Annotated in this window: 19 protein-coding genes and 1 pseudogene; 13 read left to right on the forward strand and 7 right to left on the reverse strand. The window is 69.1% G+C overall.

What is annotated here, in order from left to right; all coding sequences use genetic code 11:
- Positions 1-138: 138 nt before the first annotated feature.
- Entirely contained in the window at positions 139-1,722 is a 1,584-nt protein-coding gene (locus ACN469_RS41405) for a multiheme c-type cytochrome (RefSeq protein ID WP_498777570.1), read from the reverse strand.
- Positions 1,723-1,727: 5 nt separating this feature from the next.
- Positions 1,728-2,111: a response regulator gene (locus ACN469_RS41410; protein WP_163865298.1), complete on the reverse strand. Its 384-nt coding sequence runs from the start codon at positions 2,109-2,111 to the stop codon at positions 1,728-1,730.
- 171 nt (positions 2,112-2,282) lie between these two features.
- Between ACN469_RS41410 and ACN469_RS41415 the strand changes: the two genes are divergently transcribed.
- From ACN469_RS41415 to ACN469_RS41445, 7 genes are all read left to right on the forward strand, one after another.
- A complete protein-coding gene (locus ACN469_RS41415; protein ID WP_498777572.1) occupies positions 2,283-3,944 on the forward strand; it encodes a mechanosensitive ion channel family protein in 1,662 nt (553 codons plus the stop codon).
- 118 nt (positions 3,945-4,062) lie between these two features.
- Entirely contained in the window at positions 4,063-4,629 is a 567-nt protein-coding gene (locus ACN469_RS41420) for a hypothetical protein (RefSeq protein ID WP_498777574.1), read from the forward strand.
- 15 nt (positions 4,630-4,644) lie between these two features.
- Positions 4,645-5,472, forward strand: coding sequence for a hypothetical protein (locus ACN469_RS41425; RefSeq protein ID WP_498777576.1), 828 nt, complete (start codon positions 4,645-4,647; stop codon positions 5,470-5,472).
- A gap of 14 nt (positions 5,473-5,486) precedes the next feature.
- A complete protein-coding gene (gene lpoB, locus ACN469_RS41430) occupies positions 5,487-6,095 on the forward strand; it encodes a penicillin-binding protein activator LpoB (protein WP_498777578.1) in 609 nt (202 codons plus the stop codon).
- Between the two features lie 45 nt (positions 6,096-6,140).
- Positions 6,141-7,394 (forward strand): COG3014 family protein, encoded by a 1,254-nt coding sequence (locus ACN469_RS41435; RefSeq protein WP_498777580.1) that lies wholly within the window; start codon positions 6,141-6,143, stop codon positions 7,392-7,394.
- Positions 7,395-7,444: 50 nt separating this feature from the next.
- On the forward strand, positions 7,445-8,221 hold the full coding sequence (locus ACN469_RS41440) for a ZIP family metal transporter (protein WP_498777582.1): 777 nt from the start codon (positions 7,445-7,447) through the stop codon (positions 8,219-8,221).
- Positions 8,222-8,363: 142 nt separating this feature from the next.
- Complete coding sequence (locus ACN469_RS41445) at positions 8,364-12,530, forward strand: protein kinase domain-containing protein (RefSeq protein WP_498777583.1); 4,167 nt, start codon at positions 8,364-8,366, stop codon at positions 12,528-12,530.
- Positions 12,531-12,534: 4 nt separating this feature from the next.
- Here ACN469_RS41445 and ACN469_RS41450 read toward each other — a convergent pair whose 3' ends face one another.
- The gene (locus tag ACN469_RS41450) at positions 12,535-12,915 is read right to left on the reverse strand and encodes a response regulator (protein WP_498777584.1); all 381 of its coding nucleotides are present in this window, start codon (positions 12,913-12,915) and stop codon (positions 12,535-12,537) included.
- A 138-nt stretch (positions 12,916-13,053) separates the two neighbouring features.
- Here ACN469_RS41450 and ACN469_RS41455 point away from each other — a divergent pair, with 138 nt between their 5' ends.
- From ACN469_RS41455 to ACN469_RS41480, 6 genes are all read left to right on the forward strand, one after another.
- Positions 13,054-13,662 carry an RNA polymerase sigma factor gene (locus ACN469_RS41455; protein ID WP_498777586.1) on the forward strand — a complete coding sequence of 203 codons (609 nt, stop codon included), beginning with the start codon at positions 13,054-13,056 and terminating at the stop codon, positions 13,660-13,662.
- Between the two features lie 146 nt (positions 13,663-13,808).
- The gene (locus ACN469_RS41460) at positions 13,809-14,246 is read left to right on the forward strand and encodes a CBS domain-containing protein (RefSeq protein WP_498777588.1); all 438 of its coding nucleotides are present in this window, start codon (positions 13,809-13,811) and stop codon (positions 14,244-14,246) included.
- Between the two features lie 16 nt (positions 14,247-14,262).
- The gene (locus ACN469_RS41465; protein WP_498777590.1) at positions 14,263-15,357 is read left to right on the forward strand and encodes a lysylphosphatidylglycerol synthase transmembrane domain-containing protein; all 1,095 of its coding nucleotides are present in this window, start codon (positions 14,263-14,265) and stop codon (positions 15,355-15,357) included.
- Between the two features lie 74 nt (positions 15,358-15,431).
- Entirely contained in the window at positions 15,432-16,373 is a 942-nt protein-coding gene (locus ACN469_RS41470; protein WP_498777592.1) for a class I SAM-dependent methyltransferase, read from the forward strand.
- A gap of 64 nt (positions 16,374-16,437) precedes the next feature.
- Positions 16,438-17,355, forward strand: coding sequence for a DUF6310 domain-containing protein (locus ACN469_RS41475; protein WP_498777593.1), 918 nt, complete (start codon positions 16,438-16,440; stop codon positions 17,353-17,355).
- Positions 17,352-18,110: a DUF5953 family protein gene (locus tag ACN469_RS41480; protein WP_498777595.1), complete on the forward strand. Its 759-nt coding sequence runs from the start codon at positions 17,352-17,354 to the stop codon at positions 18,108-18,110. Before ACN469_RS41475 ends, ACN469_RS41480 begins: the two co-directional genes overlap by 4 nt.
- A gap of 163 nt (positions 18,111-18,273) precedes the next feature.
- Here the strand turns inward: ACN469_RS41480 and ACN469_RS41485 are convergent, their stop codons facing one another.
- From ACN469_RS41485 to ACN469_RS41500, 4 genes and pseudogenes are all read right to left on the reverse strand, one after another.
- Complete coding sequence (locus tag ACN469_RS41485) at positions 18,274-19,626, reverse strand: TfuA-like protein (protein ID WP_498777596.1); 1,353 nt, start codon at positions 19,624-19,626, stop codon at positions 18,274-18,276.
- A complete protein-coding gene (locus tag ACN469_RS41490; RefSeq protein ID WP_498777598.1) occupies positions 19,623-20,888 on the reverse strand; it encodes a YcaO-like family protein in 1,266 nt (421 codons plus the stop codon). The genes ACN469_RS41485 and ACN469_RS41490 overlap by 4 nt, the downstream gene beginning before the upstream one ends.
- Positions 20,888-21,547 carry a hypothetical protein gene (locus tag ACN469_RS41495; protein WP_498777600.1) on the reverse strand — a complete coding sequence of 220 codons (660 nt, stop codon included), beginning with the start codon at positions 21,545-21,547 and terminating at the stop codon, positions 20,888-20,890. The genes ACN469_RS41490 and ACN469_RS41495 overlap by 1 nt, the downstream gene beginning before the upstream one ends.
- A 66-nt stretch (positions 21,548-21,613) precedes the next feature.
- Positions 21,614-22,983: pseudogene (locus tag ACN469_RS41500) on the reverse strand (serine/threonine-protein kinase PknK); the annotation flags it as partial.

A 22,983-nucleotide genomic window follows, 5' to 3' on the forward strand; every position in this document is an offset into this window, starting at 1 on the left:
GTCGCAGGAAGAGTGCGCCCAGAAGCAGGCGAAGGCCGAAGTATTCGCGCTTTTTCTTGACAGTCAAACTACGAGTCGCGCGCCAAGGCCGAACTTTGCACGCTCCGTGGGTACGGGCGGCCAGGCGTTGACGCGTGATTACGGTTTAGCGGGCTTCGGTGCGTCCGCTGGCTTGCTCGGCGGCTGAGCGTCCACGGGCTTTCCGTGTCCTGGCCCCAGGATTCGCGGCAGGTACGTCGCGAAGTCGAAGTGGGGCGAGTTCTCCGGATTGTGGCACGTGACGCACACGGCTTCGCCGGGCGAGGCGATGATGTTGTCAGTGGTCGGCTCGTCCGCGTGCGCGGAGCCTGGGCCGTGACAGCTCTCACAGCCCACGTCCTCGCGCCCCGCAACCTTGTCCAGGCGACACACGCCTCCGGGCTGCTCCCAGCCCGTGACATGACAGCCCACGCAGTTGAGGTGGTGCTGCTTGCCCACCTCTTCCAGCGTCTCCCAGGCGTGGTGGTGCTTGGACTTCTCCCACACAGGGAAGGACTCCTCGTGGCACGAGCGGCACGGCTCATTGCCGACGAAGGCCGACTGGCCCTTGGCGGGCGCGGGGCAGTCCTGCCCGTGCTCCTTCGCCCACGCTAGGTTCAGCTTGCCGACCTCCGCGTCGTAGCGCGACACCAGCGCCTGCGCGTCCGGCAACGAGGGCAGCCCCGACTCCAGCGGCACGAAGCGCACCGTGAAGCCATTCACGTCCGTGGCGGCCTCGGGCGGCGCCGTCACCAGCGCCTGCCTGCGCGCCACCAGCTCATCGCGCTTGGCCTGCTTGAGCGACTTGAGCTTCGGGTCGATGCCCGGGAGGTTGATGTCCTTGTCCAGCAGCGCGGTGCGCTGCTCCAGCGCGGCCACCTCGCGCTCCAGGTCGGCCTGTCCCTTCTGGAGCGTGAAGCGTCCCGGCTGGGGCGCGAAGCTCAGGTCCACGCGCACCAGCGAGCGGCCCTTGCTCTGCGGCGCGACGACGGGCACCGACGCCTTCACCAACCGGTTCTGCTCGCCACTCATCTCCGTGGCGGAGCGCGTGGCCACCAGCACGTCCACCGCGAGCCCCGGCGTCTCCGCCGCCTTCTGCGCCTCTTCCAACGGCGCATCCAAAAGCCCCAGCACGAAGTCCGCCCCCTCCGAGCGGGCCTTGGCGCTGGCCGCCACCAGTTGCGCGGGCGAGTCCGCCGCGACGACGCCCACCTTGCGCGAGCCCGCGGGCAGCAGCTTCACCGCGCCGTCGGAGACTTCGGGCAGTCCCAGCCCCTGGCGGAAGTCCGCGCCGCGCGTGTCGTCCAGGGGCCCGGTGGCGCGCACCGACAGCCCCATCAGTCGCATGGCATCCGCCAGCGCCTTCGCCTTCAGCTCCTCCTGGGGAACCTGGCCGGGCTTGAGGGACGTCTCTCCGAAGAGGCTGTTGCCGCCGTCCACGTACAAGACGGGCAGGGCGCCCTGACGCGCCTCGCGCACCTGGAAGGCCGCTCGGGCGATGCCGCCGCGCATGTTCTCGCTGCAGCCGCAGGGGCCCAGGTAGCCGCGCGTGTCCGCGGAGACGAAGAGGATGGCGCCGGGGGCCGACGTGGCGCTGACACCCGCCTCGGGCTCGGGCGGGTGGGGTGGTGACTCCTTGCGCATGCATCCACCGAGCACCAGCACCAGGCCCCAGAGGGCGGCGAGGAGGACGGGGCGCCGCATGCGGTTCACCAGAGGATGCTCTGCACCAGTTCGTCGATCTTCTCGCCCATGGCCTCCAGCCCGTTCTCCTTCGACAGGAAGCCGTCGGCGCCGACCTGCTCGGCCAGCTTGGACAGCTCCACGTCGGGCAGGCTGGAGAACAGGACGATGGGGATGTCCTGGGTGCCGTACTCGTTCTTCAGCGTGCGGCAGATGTCGGTGCCCTTGGCCTCGGGCATATGGATGTCCGTGAGGATGAGGTCCGGTCTCCAGGTCTGGAGCGTCTTCTCGAACTCCATGAGCGTGGAGGTGGCGACGACCTCGTAGCCGCGCGCTTCCAGCACGGCCTTCTCCATGGCGAGCGTGATTTCGCTGTCGTCAATCAGGAGGATTCTTCGCTTCTCGGACACGTCGACCTTCCTTGGGCTCCGTTTCTATCCTACCCCCACCCGGCGCACCAACGCCTTTCCCACGGGGTAAGACGGGGTGGTGTCGCGGACGTCCCCCTCCCGGTCGTCCGGCCGGGGGGGCGGGCCTGACTTCTTCCGGCAAAGCCACCGAAAAGGAGTATGCAGGGCGCCATGATGCACCGAGACCGCCGAGCCTGGACGGCCCTGCTCCTGGTGGGGAGTCTCCTCTGGACGCTGCCCGTCGCGGCGCTCAATTCGGGCCTGGAGCCGCCCGCGTCCCCCGTGGACCGGCAGTCCCCCCACTCCACCACCCAGGGCTTCCTGGCCTCGGCCCACCGGGGGGACTACGCCACGGCGGCGCACTTCCTGGACCTGGACTTCATCCCCCGCGCCCAGCAGCCGGAGCGGGGCGCCCAGCTGGCGCGCCGGCTCAAGTTCGTCCTGGACCGCAAGCTCGCCATCGACCTGTCCCTCTTGAGCAAGGCCCCGGAGGGCGACCCGGCCGACCCCCGCTTCGACCAGCTGGGCGTCATCCCCCTGGACGGCGCCAATGTGTCCATCCGCGTCCAGCGGGTGGCCCAGGACGGCAACCTGGTCTGGGTGTTCAGCGAGTCCACCGTGCGGATGGTGGACCCCCTCTTCGAGACCTACGGCCCCCGCGTGGCCGAGTGGCTGCCGCCCTACTTCTTCTCCGGCACGGTGTTCGGCCTGGAGCCCTGGCAGTGGCTGGGCCTGCTGGTGACGCTGCTGGGCTCGGTGGGACTGGCCCTGCTCCTGGAGCGGCTGACGCTCGCGTTCGGGCTGCGGCTGGCGAAGTGGACACACCTCGCCCTGGATGACCAGCTGGTGGCGGCGGGGCGGGGGCCGCTGCGACTGCCGTACTTCGCGATACTCCTGGCGGTGGGCACGGCCCTGCTCCTGCTGCCGCGCCCGGTGCAGAAGGTGGCCAACGGGGTGAGCTACTCGCTCATCATCATCTCGGTGGCGTGGTTCATCCTGCGCTTCCTGCGGGTGTTCGCCGACTTCGTGCAGAACCGCGTGTCGGGCGAGACGCGCGACGCGGCCCGGGCGCGCTCGCTGCGCACCCAGTTCGCGGTGCTGCGCGCCGTCTTCGAGGCGGCGACCTATGTGGTGGCCGCCGCGCTGCTGCTGATGCAGTTCGAGGTGGTGCGCAACGTGGGCGTGTCGCTGCTCGCGTCCGCCGGTATCGCCGGCATCGTCATCGGCCTCGCGGCGCAGAAGTCCATCGCCACGCTGCTCGCCGGCATCCAGCTCTCCATCACCCAGCCGGTGCGCATCGGCGACCAGGTGGTGGTGGAGACCGAGTTCGGCACCGTGGAGGAAATCACCCTCACGTACGTGGTGCTGCGCGTCTGGGACCAGCGCCGCATGGTCATCCCGATTACCTACTTCCTGGACAAGCCCTTCCAGAACTGGAGCAAGTCCAGCACGGAGATGCTCGGCGCCGTCACCCTCCAGGTGGACTACTCCACCGACGTGGACGCGGTGCGCAAGGAGCTGCGGCGCATCGTCGAGAACGACGCGAAGCACCTCTGGGACGGGCGGCTCCAGTCCGTCGTCGTGCTGGAGGCGCAGGACCGCACGCTCACCGTCCGCGCGCTCGTCAGCGCGGCCAACGCGGACAAGCTCTTCGATTTGCGCGCCCTCGTCCGTGAGCGCCTGGTCGGCTTCCTGCGGGCCCATCCCGAGTGGCTGCCCTTCACCCGCACCGAGTCCCGGCAGGCCCCCACCGCGCTGCCGCCCCCGGAAGCTCGGGATCCCCAGCCGGATGCCCCCCAGGACCTGCCGCCAACGGGCCCTCGCACCTCCTGAGAGGCCGCGAGAGACGCAGGGGGCACTTGCCTGCCGGGAAGGTGTTTTGAATATTGGGGGCGCCGCACCGTCGTTGCAGTCGGAATTTTCGCACCTACCGCATGTGGGAGTCTTCGAGATGAAGCGTCATTCCAGGTTGTGCGGAGCCCTTCTGTCGCTGGCCGTCGCGGCGCCGTTGACCGCCGCCGCGCAGGAACGGGGCCGCACGGATGGGCCCGAGGAATCCGAGTATGGCAAGGGCGGCTATTCCGGCTCGAACAGCCAGGGCGTGTCGCTGCAGCTCGACTGGGGCGCGGCCATCAACGACAGGGAGCCTCCCGAGGACGCTCCCTCGGGCCCGCCGCTGTACGTGGGCGCCACGCTGTCGCTGTGGGGCGCGGACTGGTTCTCGCTCGACGCGAGCGCCGCCTATGTCTTCGACGGAGGTCGCTTCGTCGGCATGGTGGGCCCGAAGTTCCGCACGTGGGGCTGGCCGCTGGTGTTCACCGCGGGCCTGCGTGCTGGCGCCATCGTGATTCCGGAGGCGGAGGGCCTGCGCTTCGGCATCTCTCCCCAGCTGGGCGCCGAGGTGCTGATGGGCCACCGGGACAACATCCTCCTGGGGCTCAACTACAACCCGGACATCCCCATCGGCGGTGGCGGCGTGACGCACCGGCTGGGCATGTCCATCGGTTACAGGTTCTAGAGGAGGTCGCTCGCCATGATTGCCCAAGTGCTCGCAGCCGCCCTGACGTTGGCCGCCAGTCAGGCGCCCGTCAGCTTCTCCTCGAGTGGAGGCCCGCAGGTCGCCCTGCCTTTCCCCACGGGCACCACGCAGACCTACAACATCATCCAGTGGGACCCGAACCAGCTGCCGCGCATCTACGAGCGCTCGGACCAGCTTCCCCTCACGGACGACGAGCTGACCAAGCTGTCCCAGGCCGGCTTCGAGCCCGCGCAGCTGGTGAAGATGATTGAGGAGCGCCGCTGCGCGTGTGACGCCAGCGCGGACGGCCTCATCAAGCTGAAGAAGGCCGGTGTGGACAAGGCCGTGCTCGCGGCGGTGTCTCGCCACGGCATCGCGCCCAACCGGGAGCTGGAGCTGCTGGTGACGATGGACTTCACCGGCGAGAGCCGCGTCGCGCGCGAGGCGTTCCTCTACTTCTTCGTCGACGACGGGGACCTCACCCGCGTCTTCAGCGCCAACATCACGGACCTGCTCCAGCGCCGCAACCGCCACGAGACGACGGTGGACCGCAGCGACATCCTCGTCGCGCGCACGGTGCGCCGCGTGCAGTTGTCGGGGCGGGTGCCGCTGAAGACGTACGGCAAGCACAACGTGCTGGTGGTCGCCAGCGCCAGCCCCACGCTCACCCATCCCTCGCAGCTCACGCCGCAGGAGCGGGCGAAGTCGCAGAGCTACACCTTCGACTATCCCCGCGCCTCGCTCATGAGCCTGTGCCGTCTGACGGCGGGGTACCGCCGTGACGCGGTGCTCAACTACAAGTGGAACTTCGAGGGCAGCCGCTTCGAATGCGAATGGAACTAGGAGTCATACGCACCATGAAGACCCATCGCCTCATCCTGACCGCCTGCCTTGTCTCCACGCTCGTCGCGTGCGGTGGCCCGCGCGCCTACACGCGCGGGACGTACGAGGACCCGAACGAAATCGAGATGCTGTCGGACCAGTTCAACGAGAACGACCTGCAGCTCATCGCCAAGAAGATGGCGGAGTCGCTGGCCAGCTCGCCGCGCTTCTCCACGCCGCGTCCTGACGGCTCGCTGCCCATCGTCCTCGTGGGCAAGCTGAAGAACAGCACGTCCGAGCACATCGACATGCGCTCGCTGGGCGACAAGATTCAGACGGCGCTCGCGCAGACGGGCCGCTTCGGCATGGTGGACCAGGCCGCTCGCCAGGACATCGCGGAAGAGTACGAGTACCAGCAGTCGGGCTACGTGGACCCGAACGCCGCCAAGGGCCCGGGCGCGCAGGTCTCCGTGGACTTCATGATGACGGGAGACCTGGCCTCCATCATCCAGGAGGTCGGCCGCGACAAGCTCGTGTACTACAAGATGACGGCGAAGCTGAGCAACGTGCGCACCGGCCTCATCGAGTGGACGGACGAGAAGCAGATCCGCAAGAAGTTCGAGAAGCGCGGCGTCAGCTGGTAGCAGGCTGAAGCAAGCTGCTGGCTCCACGCGAAGGCTCGACTGCTCATGACTCCTCCTCTCCGCCATCCGGCGCGCCCTCGAGTCGGGGGCGTGCTCGCGCTGGCGAGCGTGCTCCTGCTGACGGGCTGCGCCGGTGACTACGTGGCGCGCACGCGAGGCGTCCGCGTGTCGTACCAGTCGGAGGACTATCCGGGCGCGCTGGCGCAGCTGGACGCCGTGGCGCAGGAGGGCTCCGGGAAGGACTCGCTGCTCGTGCTCCTGGACAAGGGCATGTTGCTGCACTCCGCGGGCAAGTGGACGGAGAGCAACGCGGTGCTGGAGGAGGCGGAGAAGCTCAGCGCCCAGCTCGACGGAGTCTCCGTCAGTGAGGAGGCGGGGGCGCTCGTGACGAACGAGCGTCAGCGCGCCTACCGCGGCGAGGACTTCGAGAAGCTGATGATCTCCGTCTTCCAGGCGCTCAACTACGCGGAGCTGGGGGACGAAGAGGCGGCCATGGTGGAGGTGCGTCAGGTCAACGAGCGCCTCCAGAAGATGGTCACCGAGGAGAAGAAGCCGTACCAGCAGCTCGCCATTGCCCGCTACCTGGGCGGCGTCATCCGCGAGGACCAGCGCGACTGGGACTCGGCATACATCGACTACGCGAAGGCGTACGAGCTGGAGCCCCGCCTGGGCGCGCTGGTGGAGCCCTTGTTGCGGCTGGCGAAGTACACCGGCCGCGATGACGTCTACGCGGCGCTGAAGGAGAAGTACCCGGAGGTGGCGCATCCGCCGCTGGCCCGCGACGAGTCCCAGGTCGTCGTGGTGGTGGAAGCGGGGCTGTCGCCAGAGAAGCAGTCCGCGTCCCGCGACTACGGCAACGGCGGCAGTCTCATCGAGGTGCCCGTCTACCGGGACCGGGGCAGCGCGCCGTCGGTGCGCGTGAAGCTGGGAGACCAGGACGAGCGGGCCGTGACGGTGACGTCCCTGGCGGAGGTCGCGCGGCTCCACCTGGACACCCGCATTGGCGGAATGCTCGCCAAGCAGCTCGCCAGCGTCGCGGTGAAGGCGGGGCTGGCGGCGGGCCTGGGGGCGGCGACGAAGAGCGAGGAGCTGGGCGTGCTGGCCTTCCTCCTGCTCAACGCCGGCAATGCTCCAGACCTGCGTTCCTGGCTTTCCCTGCCCGCGGAGTTCCAGGTGGCGCGCTTCCGGGTGTCGGCGGGGAGCCACACGGTGCGTGTCGAGGCGGGGGGGCGGGTGACGGAGCACCAGGTGGACGTCAAACCAGGCCGGGTGGGGCTGGTGGTGGTGCGGCGCTACTGAGTCAGCGGTTTTGTATCGGCGGTTTTGTTTTGTTGTAGGGTGCGCGCCCCATGTCGGTCCTGGCCACGGTGGCCCTCTACTCCCTCATCGTCGTCGTCGGCGCGCTGTTGGGCGCGATGGTGGTGTTGTGGAACCAGCGGCCCACGCAACTGGTTCGCTTCCTCGCGTTCGCCGCGGGCGTGATGCTGGGCGCGGCCTTCTTCCACATGCTGCCGGAGGCGTACGAGGGCGGAGGCTGGTGGGCCTTCGCGCTGGTGCCCGGTGGTTTCGTGTTCCTGCTGGTGCTGGAGCGCTACCTGGTGGCGCACGCGGGTGAGGACCTGCCCGGAGACCACATGTCCGGCAGCGGGCGCCCCCCCGCGCAGGCCGGGCAGGTGCTGGGGCTCACCGCGTTCCTCGGGCTGTCCACGCACACGCTGTTCGACGGCATCGCCCTGGGCTCGGCGGTGGAGGAGGGCGTGGGGTTGATGGCGCTGTTGGCCATCGTCGCGCACAAGGTGCCCTCCGCGCTGTCGCTCGCCTCCATCCTGAAGACGGAGGGGCGCTCGCGAAGCTCCATCCTCCTGCTCTCGGTGCTGTACGGGCTGATGGTGCCGGCGGGCGCGCTGCTGTACTTCGCCTTCGACGCGGTGCTGCGCTTCGAGAGCATGGCGCCCAAGGCGCTGGCCTTCTCCGCGGGCACGTTCCTGTACATCGCCGTGTCCGACTTGCTTCCGCACGTGCACCGGCATGGCAAGGACCAGCCGGGCCGCAACGTGCTGGCGCTGTTCGTGGGCCTGGCGCTGATGTTCGCGCTGGCGCGGCTGATGGGGCATCCGGCGCACTGAGCCTGGTTGCTCGGGCGTCGAGCCTCGGTCGCCGAGGCTTTCTCGTCACAAACGGTGACGGGTCGCCCACTCTCCCTGGGAGGGGGAGCACCCGCCTGGGCTGACGGACGGGCGGGCGGTGCCCTCGACGGAGGGCCGCGCGATGAGCACACCCAGAGGCATGGTGGAGGGCCAGGGAGCAGTCTCCCCGGAGGCGGCGAACTCGCCCACGCGCGCGGGCTCGGAGTTCGAGGACGCGGTGCTCCAAGGGCTCATCCACGGGGGCGCCTCCAGCCCGGTGCCGCTCCTGGGGGACCGACTGGGCGGACTGGATGGACGCCGGTACGAGGTCCTCGGGCTCCTGGGCGGTGGTGGCATGGGGCAGGTGTTCCGAGCGGTGGACCACGAGCTGTGGCGCACGGTGGCGCTGAAGTTCCTCGCCGCGCACCGGGGGCTCGCCACGCCCTCGCTGCTTGCCGCGATGCGCGAGGAGGCGCAGGCGATTGCCCGGCTGGACCACGAGAACATCGTCCGCATCCATGACGTGTCCGCGTGGAACACCGGGGCGCTGGCGCGAGGCGAGGAGGTGCCGCTGAGCGTGCCCTTCCTGGTGATGGAGTTCCTGGAGGGCGAGTCGATGCAGCGCCTGCTGCGCCGGGAGCGGCCCGACTTGCGGCGCACGTTGGATTTGATGACGGACGTGGCGGCGGGGCTCGCGCATGCGCATGAGCGGCGCCTGGTGCACCGCGACCTCAAGCCCGCAAATGTCTTCGTGCTCGCGGATGGAAGGGCGAAGCTGCTCGACTTCGGCCTCGCGCGCTCACCGGCCGGGCCCGCCCTGGCGCCCGAGGCCGCGCGGGCCGGGACACCCGCGTACATGGCTCCCGAGCAATGGCGAGGAGAGCCTCCGGACGCGCGGGCCGATGTGTGGGCCGCGGGGCTGTTGCTCTACGAGCTGCTCACCGGAGAGCACCCGCTGCCGCGCTCGAAGGCGCCGGAGCTGCGTCTGCACATTCCCTCCGGACAGCCCATGCCCTCGGTGAGCTGGCGGTGTCCCGGGTTGCCGGAGGAGCTCGTGCGCCTGGTGGCCTCGGCGCTGGCGAAGGACCCGGCGGAGCGTCCCGCGAACGGAGGCGAGCTGCTGGAGCGGCTGCGCGGCTTGCGGCGACTGCTGGGGCTGGAGGTCACCTCTGCCTCGCGCTCGAGCGTCTCCGGTCGACGGCTGGTGACGCTGGTGTCGTGTCGACTCGCGCAGGAGCGCGGCGGCATGGAGCGGCTGGATCCGGAGGATTGCAGCGAGCTGGAGGGCGCCTTCCACCAGGGCTGCACGCGCATCATCCACGAGCACGAGGGGGCGATGACGCTCGCGGTGGGCGCGGAGGTGCTCGCGTGCTTCGGCTTCCCCGTGGCGCGCGAGGGGGACTCGGAGCGCGCGGTGCGCGCGGCGCTGAAGCTGCAAGAGGTACTGCCCGGTGAGCTGTCGGGACTGGGGCCTCCGGGCGTGGTGGTGAAGGTGGGGTTGCACACGGACCGTGTCGCGCTGGCGGATGCGTCGCCGCTGCTGCATGGCACCGCGCCTCCGATGCAGGGTGAAGCGCCGAAGGTGGCCTCGTGGCTGGCCGCGCAGGCAGGGCCGGACGCGGTGCTGCTCACCGAGGGCACGCATGCGCTGGTGCGAGGCCGCATCCGCACGCGCTCGCTGGGCGCCTGGGCCTTCGAGGGACTGTCGGGCACGTCGTGGCTGGACGTGCACGAGGCGCTGGGAGAAAGGCCGGGGGCGAGCCGGTTCGACCGGGCGCTCGTGGTCGGCGCGTTGTCACCGCTGGTGGGACGCGAGCGGGAGCTCCAGCGCCTCACGACGTGGCGGGCCGATGCGCTGGGGGGGCGCGGCGTGGGAGTCCTGCTGCGAGGGGAGGCGGGCATCGGCAAGTCGCGGCTCGTCCAGGAGCTGCATGACCGCGAGGCCCCGGGCACGAGCACCTGGGCGCGGTGTCAGTGCGGTGTGCGCGGAACGGGCAGCGCCTTCCATCCGCTCATCGACTGGCTCCAGCGCTTCCTGGGCTTCGCGCGCGAAGACTCTCCCGAGCGCAAGCTGGAGCGACTGGTGGAGCGTCTGGGCGTGCTGGGGGTGGACGTGGAGCTGTCGTGTCCGCTCGCCTCGTTCCTGTCGCTGCCCGTGCCGGAGGGCTCTCCCTTTCTCCACCTGTCCGGTGAGCGGCAGCGGGCCGCGGTGATGAAGGCCCTGGTGGAGCTGTTCCGCCACGAGGACGTACGTCGTCCCGTGGTCTTGGTGGTGGAGGACCTGCACTGGGCGGACCCGTCCACCCTCCAGTTCCTCGGCGTGCTGCTGGAGCGACTGGAGGGGACGCGCCTGTGTGTGTTGCTCACCGCGCGCCCGGGCTTCGAGCATGTGTGGGGAGAGCGCGCGGCGCTGCATTCGTTGGATGTGGAGCCCTTGCCGCCGGAGGCCACCGCGGCCCTGGTGCGCGAAGTCGCGGGCCAGCGCGCGCTGACTCCGAACACGGTGGCGCGACTGGTGTCCCGGACGGACGGAGTCCCCCTCTTCGTCGAGGAGCTGACGCGCGTGGTGGTGGAGCAGGGGGCCGCGCGCGGAGACTCCGGCGAGACGCTCTCCGCCGTGCCGGCCGTGTTGCACGAGCTGCTCCTCGCGCGTCTGGACCAGCTTCCTCCCCGGCAGCGCTCGCAGGTGCAGCTCGCGGCCACGCTGGGACGCGAGTTCAACTACGAGACGCTGCGCGCGGTGTCCTTCCTCCAGGAAGACGAGCTGCAGCCGGAGCTGGAGCGACTGGAGGAGGCCGGACTGCTCTTCCGACAGGGCCAGCCGCCATGCACCACGTACGCCTTCCGCCACGCGCTCATCCAGGAGGCGGCCTACCAGTCGCTCTTGCGCAGCACGCGCCAGCGCTACCACGGCCGCGTCGTCCAGGTGCTCTCCGAGCAGTTCCCCGAGGTGGTGGAGGAGCAGCCGGAGATGGTGGCCCACCACGCCACGTTGGCGGGGCTGACGCGGCAGGCGGTGGAGTTCTGGCGGAGCGCGGGCCAGCTCGCGGGCGCGAAGTCGGCCTTCCCGGAGGCCATCAGTCATTACACGCGAGCGCTCGGACAGCTCGAGCTCCTGCCTCCCTCCCGCGAGCGGGATGAGTGCGACATGGTGCTGCACGTGGAGCTGGGTCAGGCGCTGGTGGCCTCCAAGGGTTTCGGAACGCGCGAGGTGGAGGACGTCTTCACGCGAGCCGCCGCGCTGTGTGACCCGTCCCAGTGCATTCCGACGCCGCTCTTCTGGGGGTTGTGGAACATCGCGCTGGCGCGCGGTGATGGCGAGGGCATGGACCATCTCGCGGAGCTCTTCCGCTGTCAGGGCGACGGGCAGGCGGACATGGAGACGCGCGTGGTGTTGCACGGCGCGCTCAACAGCCAGGCGTTCTGGCGGGCGGACTACACGTCCTGTCGGAGCCATGGGCTGGAGGTGAAGGCGCTGCTCGGCCGGGAGGGCGTGGCGGAGCAGCTCGCGCAGATTCGCGGCGGACGCCTGGGCCATGCCTCCGAGCAGTGCCTGCATGCGCTGATGTACCTGGCGGTGAGCGAGCTGGTGCTGGGCCACACCGACACCGCGCTCGCGACACAGGCGCGGGCCTTCGCGCTCGCGGAGTCCATGAGCCATCCCTATGCCGTCGCCACGGTGTCTGTCTTCGCCGCGATGCTGGCGCTGGAGCGGGGAGACCCGGCGACGTTGCTGGAGGTGTCGGGGCGGGCCGTGGGCCTCTGTGTCGAGTACGGCTTCCCGCTGCCCCTCGTGGGAAGTATCTGCATGCACGGGCTTTCGTTGGCCTTCCTCGGTGACGTGGAGGGCGGCGTCGCGCGCATCCACGAGGGACTCGCGCTGATGACCGGGCTGGGAGCGACGCTGCTCCAGGGCGGGTGCCTGACGACGCTCGCTCGCGCGTACCTCGCGGGAGGGCGAATCGACGAGGGCCTGGCCGCCGTGCGCGAGGCCCGGGTGCACGTGGAGGGGCGCGTGGCGCGTCATCCCCTGGCGACCTTGCTGCGCACGCAAGGGCAGCTCCTGCTGTCACGGGGGGACGTGGAGGAGGCTCGCGAGTGCTTCCGACGCTCGCTCGCGGTGGCGCGAGACACTGGCGCTCGATTGCATGAGCTGGGCGCGGCCGTGGAGCTGGCGAGACTGGCGCGTCACACTGGTGAGGCGGCGGAGGCACGGGTGCTGCTGGAGTCGCTGAAGGAAGTCTTCTCCGGGAGCCAGCTGCTCGCGGATGCCTGGGCCGCGCGTGCGCTGCTGGCGGAGTGGGACTGACGGCTCACGCCGCGGAGGACATCTCGGAGGGCGGGTCGCCATGAGCCAGGCCCTGGGCGACACACCGCAGAAGCTCCGACAGCTCCCCGGACTTGCGCAGGAAGACCTCACCGTGCGCGCCATGTCGACACTCCATGCTGCTGTGGACGATGCGCGGAATGCCGCACAGCCGCTCATCCGCGCGCAGTCGTCGGCACAGCTCCAGACCGCTCATCCCCGGCATCATCACGTCGGTGAGGATGAGGTCCGGCTTCAGCGACAGCGCGAGCGACAGGGCCACCTCACCATTCGGCGCGGAGGCGACGTCGCAGCCCAGTTGTTCGAGCGCCTCGGTGTAGATCTCCAGGAGGGTCGAATCATCGTCAACGAGGAGGATGAGAGGCATGCGGGTGTCTCGGGGTGAGGCGGCCATGCCGCTGTTCCATATGGATGGGGACGCGTTGGCATGGATGTGAATTCACTCGGACTCCGCGTCCGTCACGATGACGGCGGACGGCATTCCATCCGCTGGGAGGTGTGACGAATGTCGCCCAAAGAGAGAGATGCGCTGGAGCAGAGGATTCGCGAGCACTGCGCGCTGGGAGACACGGCGGGCGCCGTGGAGGCCGCCGTGGAGGGCTATGGCCCGGAGATACGACGGCTGCTGATGACGCTGTTGCGGGAACCGGAGCAGGCGCGAGAGGCCTTCTGCATTTTCTGCGAGAGCCTGGTGAGGGACCTGCCAGGCTTTCGGTGGGAGAGCTCGTTCAGGACGTGGGCCTATCGCGTCGCTCGCAATGTCGCGTACCGGATGTCCACCGCCTTCTCGCCGCGGAGGGACAGGGTGGCGAGCCAGGAGATGGTCGACCTCATGCACGTCGAGCGGTCAGGCACGGCGCCTTGGCTCCAGACGCCCGTGAAGGACCGCTTCCGCTCCCTGCGCGCGAAGCTGGAACCGGGCGAGCGGAACCTCCTGCTGATGCGAGTGGACCGGCGGATGTCCTGGCTGGATGTCGCGCGTGAGCTGGGGGGAACCCAGTCCGCCGAGGGACTCCACAAGAAAGCGGCGGTCCTGCGTCAGCAGTTCAAGAGCCTGAAGGACCGGCTTCGAGAGCTGGCGCGAGATGACCGTCTGATTTCCAGCGTGCAGTGACAAGGCATGAGGGGACGCCGGCCCCTGCCCGCCTGTCCGCCCTCGCGCTGCGCGAACCGGGGCGCGGTCGCACCCTGGGGAGGACTCGGCCCGAGCGGCGCATGGTGCGCGCGAGGCTCGTGGCTTGGGATGGAGGTGGTCTCGTCATGCTCACCGTGGGCGACCTGATGACCCGTGATGTCGTCACGCTGGAGGAGACCGATAGCCTGGTCCGCGTGGACGATTTGCTGATGCTCAACCACATCCGGCACCTGCCGGTGGTGCGCGAGGGGCGGTTGGTGGGGCTGGTGAGTCATCGCGACTTGATTCGCGCGCTGGCGCGCCAGTTCTCGACGCGGAACCTGGACCCCATCCTGGTCGCGCGCATCATGTCGAAGGATGTGGAGACGGTGCGGCCGGACCTGCCGGTGCGCGACGCCATCTACAAGCTGTTGGACCATCGCTTCGGCTGTCTGCCCGTGGTGGACCGGGACCGACGCCTGGTGGGAATCATCACCGAGGCCGACTTCATGCGCATGGCGGCGCGGCTGCTCGATTCCGCCGCGGCTCGCGCGGACGACTCGGCGGGAGCCTCCGCTCATTGATGGGGTGGATGCGCTCATGCACGAGAGACACTCCGGCTCCGGTAGCGCTGCCTCCTCCTCGTCGGCGGACGGCTCCGCGCGACATCACAGCGTGTGGGGCTGGCTGCCAGGTGTGGTGTTGCTGGCGGCGTTCATCGGGTTCGTGGTGCTGCGCTTCGGAGAGGAGCGCCAGTTCGCCTTGATGCTGAAGCGCGCGCGGCCGGAGTGGCTGCTGGCCGGTGCGGTGCTCCAGGTGCTCTCGTATCTCACGATGGCGGGCTGCTGGCTGGTGACGCTGAGCACGGCGGGGGTGAAGGCGCCGTGGATGCGCACCTCGGGCCTGGCCTTGATGAAGCTCTCCTTCGACCAGCTCGTGCCCACGGCGGGTATCGGTGGCTCGGTGGTGGTGATGAAGGGGCTTCAGAAGGAAGGGGCACCGCCTCGGGTGGCGACAGCGGCGCTGCTGGTGGACATGGTGTCCTTCTACGCGGCGCATGCCGTGGCCGTGGTCATCGCCATCCTCACCCTCTGGTTTCGTGCGCAGCTCCACGCGGCCATCCTGGGATTGGCCACGGCCTTCGCGGCGCTCGCGTGCGCGGTGCCCTTCGGAATCCTCTGGCTGACGCGGCATGGGGGCTGGCAGCCGCCGCGCTGGGCGCGTCGCATCCCCGGGCTCACGGGACTGCTGGAGTCCATCTCCCAGGTGCCTCCCGAACTGGTTCGCGACAAATGGCTGCTGGTGCGCGCGAGCGCGTTGCAGTTCGCGACCTTCCTGCTGGATGCGCTCACGCTCTCCTGCATGTTCTTCGCCGTGGGACACCCGGTGAACTTCCCGGATGTGTTCGCGGCGTTCATGTTGGCGACGCTGGTGATGACCTTGAGCATCATCCCGGGAGGCGTGGGGACGTTCGAGGCCACCGCGGTGGGGACGCTGTCCTCGCTGGGGGTTCCCGTGGAGGTGGGGCTCACGGCGGTGATGTTGCTGCGGGGTTTCACGCTGTGGTTGCCGCTGCCGCTGGGCGTGTTGTTGCTGCGACGGATGCTCGGGGTGCGGCTGCGCGATGCGCTGTCGAGCCCACGAACCGAGTCATCGGGCTCGCCGACGGTTTCACCGGAACAGCGGACCGCGTGAGCGACTGACGCGCTTTGACTTGGCTTTCGACGCGAGGGACCTGAGGATGCGCGCGCCCGAACGGGCACCCATCCATGGAAAAACGCACTGACTGGTACGAGCACCCGGAGTACTACGAAGCCATCTTCGGCACCGACACCGTGCGGGAGGCGGATTTCCTCCAGGCGCTCAGCGCGCGGCACGGCACGGGGGGCTCGCAGTGGCTGGAGCCCGCGTGTGGCGCGGGACGGTTGGTGGCCGAGGCCGCCAGTCGCGGCCTGAAGGTCGCTGGCTACGACATCTCCGAGGCCATGCTCGCGCATGCGCGCAAGCGGCTGACTCCGGCGGAGCGCCGACGGGTGAAGCTGGCGCCGTCTCGCATGGAGGAGTTCTTCGAGCCCGCGCTGGAAGGCAAGGTGGATGTCGCGCACAACCTGGTCTCCACCTTCCGGTATCTGGACAGCGAGGCGGCGGCGCTGGCGCACCTGAAGGGGACGCGGCGGCTGCTCAAGCCGAACGGCCTCTATGTGCTCGGCTTCCACCTCACCGACTACTCGCGGAGCGTGCCCGAGCACGAGCGATGGCTGGGGCGCGTGGGCAAGGACAAGGTCGTCTGCAACACGCACGAGGGTCTGCCGGACCGTCGCGCGCGACGCTCGCCGATGCGCAACCGACTGCGCATCACCGGGCCGGGGAAGGATTGGCTCATCGAGACGACGTGGTTCTTCCGCACGTACAACGCGGCGCAGGCGAGCAAGCTGTTCCGTGACGCGGGGCTGCGTGTAGTGGCCGCGTATGACTTCGACTACGACGTGAACTCACCCGCGCGGCGCGGCAGTCGACGACTGGACTGCGTGTTTGTCCTGCAGCCGGAGTCTGGCGTGGTGGGGCAGGGGACTCCCGAGAAGACATCGGCGCCGAAGGTCGTGGCGACGAAGAAGCAGCCCGCGACGGAGAAGGTGACTTCGGTGCGGAAGGCCTCGGCGAAGAAGCCGAAGGCGGCACCGGGGAAGAAGTCAGCTCAGCGGAGAAGCTGACTCCAGCGACGCGGGCGGCCCATGGGGGCAGCCTGCGTCGCAGTCGAATTGAAAGAACGTGGCCATGCGTTCGCGAACTTGCAGCGCCCTCCTCATCCTGTTCCTGCTCTCGGCCTGCGCCACGATGGATCCGAGCCCGGGAAGGATGGAGGACCCGAGTCCCCCGAGTCAGAGCTTCGCCAACCTTCAGCGGGCGGCGCAGTACCCGTGGACGGATGATGGGAAATGCGTGGTGCGGGAAGCCTCCAACGAGTGGCCGCTCCTCGCGGAGCGGTGCTTTCATTCTCTCGATCGCGACAGGGTCAGGTTTCGGGATGTCACCGAAAGATGTGCTGTCGCCTACGCGGATGCAGCCGCTCCCGCAGTCGTGGCCCTCTGTGTCTTCGCGGCACCCGAAATTGTCGTCGGTGCAGTGATTGTTATTAGCGCGGTGGTGGTAGCAGCCGCCATCCAGGAGGGGATTGATGCTTATCAACGGAACGCATCCCGTGAGCGCGCGAAGCCCAAGGCTCAAGCGCAGCCCGCTCAGGAACCGTTGGCGAACCGAACGCCAAAGCCAAAGGGCCCACCCACCGGAGACATCTTCCCCCCACCGCCAGAAACCAAGCCGCGCCGTCCGTCGTGCGAGCCCATCCCGGTGCGGCACGCGGGCGAAGATGTCCCGCATAACGAGTGCGCCGATAAGTTTCCGCCCAACCGCTATCCCGGCATGGACGTATTCGTGGGCGGTGAGCGCTTCGATGCGCTGCAAGTCGGTGTGCGAGTGCTGTGGGAGATCAAGACCCACCGATTTGACACCTACCCCCCCTTTGTCCGGAGACGGGAGCTTGAAAAGGAGGTGGAGCAAATAGAAAAGGAGCAAGACGCCGCAGCGGCCTGTGGATACGACTTCGTCGTTGGGGTGAGCCAGCAAGCGCACAAAGACGCGCTGCGCGCCCAGATTCCCACGCTCAATGTCGTCGTCACGGGGTGCACACGATGAGCATGCCTGGAGTCCTCACCTTCATCGTCTACGCGCCTGCGCTCGTGGGCAAAGACGGCCGCACGCTCGATGTCGTCCATGGGATGGAAAAGGCACTTCCCGGCTTGCGCCTGGCATGGAGGATCTCCGAAGGCGGGCGCCCCATCGCATTGCCGCATCGCGACGCGTGGCTCGCGGAAATGACGCAGGACGGGAAATTCCCTCTTCTGTGCAACGGGGACGAGAGTTACCCCGTGACGGTGAACGGGAGGGAAAGATCGGGACGCCTCAGCCCGGGCGGTCAGTCGCAGTTCAACGTTCATGCGGAGTTGCCGCTAGACGAGGCCGCTATCTCGGCAGCGGTGGCTTTGCTTGAGGCCGTGGCGGAGGGGGCGCGCTCGTTCTGGGGGCATGCGTCACCGTATGGTTACGGCTCGGAAGTCGGGGAGCAGTTTCGCCGCTCCGCTCATGGGCCGGAGCGCTCGCCTCGTGGGCTTCCCATGCTCAATCTCCCAGAAAAACTCCCCGCGCCTGAGACTCCCTGCTTCCTCGGGTGGGTGAACTTTTGGTCTGCTGCCTCCGCGCAGGCCATCGGGTTCCCGGATCCTGCTCGCGACGCTGAACTGCTCACGCGGGCGCGGCGTACGCCGTCGGGCGGATGGGTTGTAAAGCTCACTGATGCGCCGCTCGATTATGACAACCCCGCCCACCTGGACGCGCTCAAGCGGGCCTACGAGCGCTTCCCGAAGATCGGCGGGCGCGACTCTCCACGCTGAAGGAGGCTGCTGTGCGTCTCCTGTCACACTCCGTTGAAAGCGGCGGGTTGCTCTGCGTGGGAGCGGCGGCTTTCGAATCCGCCACGGGCTCACCGCGAAGGTGTCGAGGTCCATGCGGAGGGCCCAGCGATGAAGCCCCGCGCGAGTGGCCCAGGGCCGGAAGTCAGGCTGCCTCGCCGGCCTTCGCGAGCACGTAGCAGAGCTCGCGCAGTGCGGCCCGGCGCATGGAGTCCACGTCCGGGAAGCCTTCGTCGCGCGCGGCCTGATGGAGCGGGCTCGGCACCATCCGTCCCTGGTGCTCCTCGAAGTACCAGGCCCACAGGGCGCCCTCGGTGATGCCCGCGTCCTCCAGGCGCGGCGCGGCGAGCCCTGCGTCAGCGAGCACTTGCTCCTTGTCTTGCGCCCGCTGCACCAGTGCGCCGTACTCGCCCGTCAAGCGCAGGTGGTCCGCCAGGTGGCGCAGCACATCCGGCTCGAAGAGGGTCTCCACCCAGCGCACGTGCGACTCATCGCGCAGCAGTCGAGGGACATCGTCGACGTACTGCTCCGACTTCCACTGCTCGAAAGTCTCGGGGGTGAGCTGTCGCTCGTGCAGCAACGCCGCCTCCGTCGTGCGCAGGTCCTCCGCTCCCGGCTCCCGTCCCAGCCGCCGCGCTTCCTCCACGGCGAGCGCGCGCGCCATGCTCGACCGTCGCGCCTCCTTCAATCCGCCGCGCAGCCGCAGTTCATCGAGCAGCGCCTCGGCGGCCACTCCCTCCAAGCGGCTCGCCGCGTAGCGCAACGGCTGTCTGCCCGCGCGCCTCCGCGCCTCTTCCCACGCGTCCGTGTGCTGGAAGGGGAAGTGCGTCTCCTTGGGCTTGAGCCCCGCCTCCATCCGCGCCCGAATCGTGCGCAGCAACGCCACCGCATCCGCGCGCTTCGCGTCCACGCGCCCCTCGGGCAGCCACACCTTGAGCGCCTCCAGCTCCGCGCCAGGAAGCCCCTCGCGCGCGGCCCGGCTCAGCACCGTGGGCCACACACGCTCCACGTAGAAGAGGGACTTGGCCAGCCGCTCCAGCGCAGCGCGAGTGTCCTCACTCACCACCTGGGCACTCCGCGCCGCCGCCAGCGTGGCGCGGACATTCACCATCGCCTCGGACAGGGGCCTGAAGTGGTCCTCGGCGCTCGCGTGCGCCACCGCCACTTCGTCATCGTCCTCCAGCACGCCGCGCTGGAAGTCCTCGAAGATGGCGCCCACGCCCTCCATGCCGAAGGACGTCAGCTCGGAGGCCCTCAGCGCGCCCATGCTCGCGGCGCCGAAGACGTGGATGCCTTCCGACAAGGCCCAGAGGATCTCCTTGTGCCACACCGCGGGCACATGCTCGAAGAAGCCGTCGATGATGCCGATGGCCGCCGGCTTCTCCAGCGTGGCCCGGTAGACATCTCCCTGCTGCACGGGCGGCAGGTACACCGCGTCCAGCTCCGCACGTGCCTCTTCGGCGCGCAGCGTGGGACCCGTGAAGATGAACACCTTCATGTCCCGTCCCCTCGCATCGCTCGTTGGGCGCGCGCTCCCGGGACGTAGCCCGGTGCCTCATGCGTGGGCTCCAGTCCGGGCACCACCACGCGCACCACCGGCAGCCCCAGCTCCGGCTTCGTCAGGTCCACGGCGACCACCTGAGTCACTCCCACCGTGAGCAGCCTCGCCAGCACCCACGCGAGGTCCTCTTCCAGCGTCTCCGCATCCTGATGAGGCGCGTCCTGGAACCGGCGCACCGGCGTCTCCTCACGCAGCCGGGTCCGCAGTCGCTGCGCCGCGACACCTTCCCGCGCGTCCTCGTACGCCTTGCGGTGCAGGTCGTCCCGAGCCCCGCTGATGCGCGTGAGCCGACTTTGCGCCGCCTCTGTCAGCGCGCGCAGCAACGCCACGCCTCGAGAGGGATGACAACCCATGCCGCCCGCCACCGCGACGGGGCGCAAGGGCTCCGGCTCCCGGTCGACGATGTAACAGCAGAAGGCGGGCACCCCGACATCGCTGGTCGTCTCCCAGACGCCCACGGCCACGCCCGCGCGCTCATAGGTCTCCAGCACCTCGCGGCAGGCGGCATCATCCACGGTGCCCAGGTCCAAGCGCGTGGCTGCCTGACGCCGCTCACCTCGGGCGTACCAGAGCGCGGTGGCGTCACGCTCCACCACCTCACACAGCCCATGGAGCGTCGCTTCGAGGAGGTGATTCCCCGACGCCAGTCCATTGCTGCTCATGAGGAACGCGCCACTGCCCGTGGGCAAGGGCAGCGTGAAGTCGGTGTGCACCATGTCGAACGGCACCCACAGGGGCCCGTTGCCCAGCAGGTCCACGCCCTCCACCCAGAGCATGCGCCAGTTGGGATGGAACAGGCTCACCGACAGGCGCGGCAGTCCCGCCACGTCGATGACGGGCGAGCGGAAGCGCAGCTCGTTGTACGTGGCCAGCTTCAGCGGCAGCGAGATGTGCTCGGCGTGGTAGCCCTCCACGGACTCCATCACCCCGGACGCCTTCGCCGCCGCGAGCGTGAGGCCCTTTCCCTGGGACACCGCCAGCGAGCGTGCGTTGGGCCGCGTCACCATGACGACGGGGATTCCAATCGTGTCCAACCCCGTGACGTTGGCGATGCGGGTGATGCCCATGACGGGCAGGAGGCGTTGCACGCGCTCCAGCGTCTCTTCGGGTGACATCACCCGATGTGTCCCGTGCCGGAACGGCTTGGGCGTCCCGGAGGAGGCGGAGGGAGGGGTGGAGTCGAGGGCGGCGGTGCGCATCAAGGCTGGGAGTCAGTGTCAGTCGAGGGACGTGAGGAGGGGTCCTGCTCCAGCGGCCTGAGCTGTGCGCCCGGCTTGTAGCTGAGGAGGATGCTGTTGAGGTTGAGCAGGAAGCAGGTGATGGGCTCGGCCCTGGCGCCTCCCGGGCCTTCGTGGAAGCGGCCCTCGCGTGACGCGGAGGAGTCCGCCTGCTCGGGGATGTTGGCCACGACGGCTTCGTTGTCGATCAGCGTCTTCAGGGCGCAGCTCAGGCTCTTGCTGTCGATGGGAATCTTCTCCGAGTGCTGCCACTGCTCCGGCTTCACCCAGTAGAGGTTCCCGTCGGGCGCGTAGATGAGGAGGTCCGCCTGGTCCACGCTGCACTTCGCGCGAGCCTCGATGTCCGGGAACGTGCCGTCCTTGGACCTCGGCCAGGCGATGACGTCCGACGGCTTCGTATTGGCCGTGTGGCCGGAGACCTCCAGGATGGACGGGTCGGGCTGGTAGATGGCGATGGAGCCATCCGAGGAGTCGAGTCCGAAGGCCATCCGGTCCGTGACGTTCTCCAGATTCTTGGGGTCGTCCGTGGGGACGCCCCACACCGTGAGCTTCGTGGTGAAGCCCTCCAGGATGGTCACTCGGTCGGGCTTGAAGAAGAAATACGAGTACTTGCCTGCCATGCGCACCTCGGGAATGGCCACGGGCCTCACGCCCGCGACGGGAGAAGGAGCACGTCGGTCAATCCGTCACAGATAGCAGAGTCGCAGCGCTGACTCACACGCCTGGCGCAATGTCGCCCGCGCTGCCTCCAGGCGCCGAGCGTCGTGGTGCTCCAGGGCGGTCGCCAGCGGCTGGGTGAGCGCGTCGGGAAGCCGCTGCTGGTGACTGGCGAGCAGCGCCCGGGCGTGCTCCAGGGCCTCGGGAAGCCGGCCCTCGTCCAGCTCCACGGCGAGCAGGGGCCAGCGCGCCAGCCACTGGAAGGGATACACGAGCGACAGGGGCTGCCACAGGCGCAGCGCCTCCGTGGCGGCTTCCCGCGCCAGCGCGGTGTCTCCGGACCGCGAAGCCACCCAGGCCCGCTGGGCATGCGCCGCGCCCAGGTAGTCGGCCATGCCGGAGCGGGTGGCCAGCTCCAGGGTTCGTGCCGTCGTCTCGCTCGCGGAGTCCACCCGTCCTCGCAGCCGGAGGATGAAGGTGAGGTAGTTGAGGCACCGCGTCTGCAACGTCACGTCTCCCAGTCGCTCGGCGCCCTTGAGCGCCTCTTCCATCCAGGACTGCGCTTCGTCCAGGGCGCCATGGAAGAGCAACACCATGGCGACCACGCACCGGGCTCCCGCGTGCTCAGCGTCCCCCTCTGCCTCCAACGCGGCTTCCGCGTAGGCCCGGGCGTGGGCCACGGTCTCCGTTGATGCTTGATAGCGTTCGCTGCGCAGTTGCATCTGTACCAGCGAGTTGAAGAAGCGCGCGCGTTGCAGGGGCGTGCCATGGGCCCGCATCACCGGGCGCACGCCTTCCACCAGGGCCCGCATCTCGTCGAGCTGGGCCAGCCAGTAGTGGACGGTGATGCGCTCGCCCTGCAGTTGCACCCATTCATGCCACCACGCGGCCTCACGCTGGCCGGGGGCGGAGGAGACGCTGTCGGGCATCGGGCCCAGCTCGACTTGAGCCCGGGCGTAGACGCGCAGCGCTTCCTCGTTCTGATGGTGCGTCTGCAAGGACTTGCCCACCTTCCTCAGCACATTGGCGCGATGGACGCGCTGGCTTTGCTCAATCCGTGCCAGGGCCTCCAGGAAGGCCTGCCGTGCTTCCTCCTGCCGCCCGGTGAGCGCGAGCACCTCGCCCAATCCCTCCCAGACCGCGTCGAGCGCCACCGTGCTCGCGTCCACGTCGAACGCATCCGCGTTCCGGGTGGACGCCGCGGCCTCGCGGATGGCGGCCTCGTAGAATGTTATCGCATCGCCGTTGGCGTAGGCCGCGCGCGCCGAGTCACCCGCGCGCGAGAACCACACACTGGCGCGGCCCGGCACACCGGCGCGAGACCAGTGGTGGGCGAGCCCCGCCGCATGAGGTGTCAGGCCCGTCGACGCGCCTGCCTGGCGCAGCTCCAGGCCCTGCG

It is taken from the genome of Corallococcus terminator (assembly GCF_049194865.1).
Lineage (GTDB): Bacteria > Myxococcota > Myxococcia > Myxococcales > Myxococcaceae > Myxococcus > Myxococcus terminator_A.

Coding starts and splice junctions, on each gene's coding strand:
- ACN469_RS41405 (WP_498777570.1), bottom strand. CDS start 1,722: ATGCGGCGCCCCGTCCTCCTCGCCGCCCTCTGGGGCCTGGTGCTGGTG.
- ACN469_RS41415 (WP_498777572.1), top strand. CDS start 2,283: ATGATGCACCGAGACCGCCGAGCCTGGACGGCCCTGCTCCTGGTGGGG.
- ACN469_RS41420 (WP_498777574.1), top strand. CDS start 4,063: ATGAAGCGTCATTCCAGGTTGTGCGGAGCCCTTCTGTCGCTGGCCGTC.
- ACN469_RS41425 (WP_498777576.1), top strand. CDS start 4,645: ATGATTGCCCAAGTGCTCGCAGCCGCCCTGACGTTGGCCGCCAGTCAG.
- lpoB (WP_498777578.1), top strand. CDS start 5,487: ATGAAGACCCATCGCCTCATCCTGACCGCCTGCCTTGTCTCCACGCTC.
- ACN469_RS41435 (WP_498777580.1), top strand. CDS start 6,141: ATGACTCCTCCTCTCCGCCATCCGGCGCGCCCTCGAGTCGGGGGCGTG.
- ACN469_RS41440 (WP_498777582.1), top strand. CDS start 7,445: ATGTCGGTCCTGGCCACGGTGGCCCTCTACTCCCTCATCGTCGTCGTC.
- ACN469_RS41445 (WP_498777583.1), top strand. CDS start 8,364: ATGAGCACACCCAGAGGCATGGTGGAGGGCCAGGGAGCAGTCTCCCCG.
- ACN469_RS41450 (WP_498777584.1), bottom strand. CDS start 12,915: ATGCCTCTCATCCTCCTCGTTGACGATGATTCGACCCTCCTGGAGATC.
- ACN469_RS41455 (WP_498777586.1), top strand. CDS start 13,054: ATGTCGCCCAAAGAGAGAGATGCGCTGGAGCAGAGGATTCGCGAGCAC.
- ACN469_RS41460 (WP_498777588.1), top strand. CDS start 13,809: ATGCTCACCGTGGGCGACCTGATGACCCGTGATGTCGTCACGCTGGAG.
- ACN469_RS41465 (WP_498777590.1), top strand. CDS start 14,263: ATGCACGAGAGACACTCCGGCTCCGGTAGCGCTGCCTCCTCCTCGTCG.
- ACN469_RS41470 (WP_498777592.1), top strand. CDS start 15,432: ATGGAAAAACGCACTGACTGGTACGAGCACCCGGAGTACTACGAAGCC.
- ACN469_RS41475 (WP_498777593.1), top strand. CDS start 16,438: ATGCGTTCGCGAACTTGCAGCGCCCTCCTCATCCTGTTCCTGCTCTCG.
- ACN469_RS41480 (WP_498777595.1), top strand. CDS start 17,352: ATGAGCATGCCTGGAGTCCTCACCTTCATCGTCTACGCGCCTGCGCTC.
- ACN469_RS41485 (WP_498777596.1), bottom strand. CDS start 19,626: ATGAAGGTGTTCATCTTCACGGGTCCCACGCTGCGCGCCGAAGAGGCA.
- ACN469_RS41490 (WP_498777598.1), bottom strand. CDS start 20,888: ATGCGCACCGCCGCCCTCGACTCCACCCCTCCCTCCGCCTCCTCCGGG.
- ACN469_RS41495 (WP_498777600.1), bottom strand. CDS start 21,547: ATGGCAGGCAAGTACTCGTATTTCTTCTTCAAGCCCGACCGAGTGACC.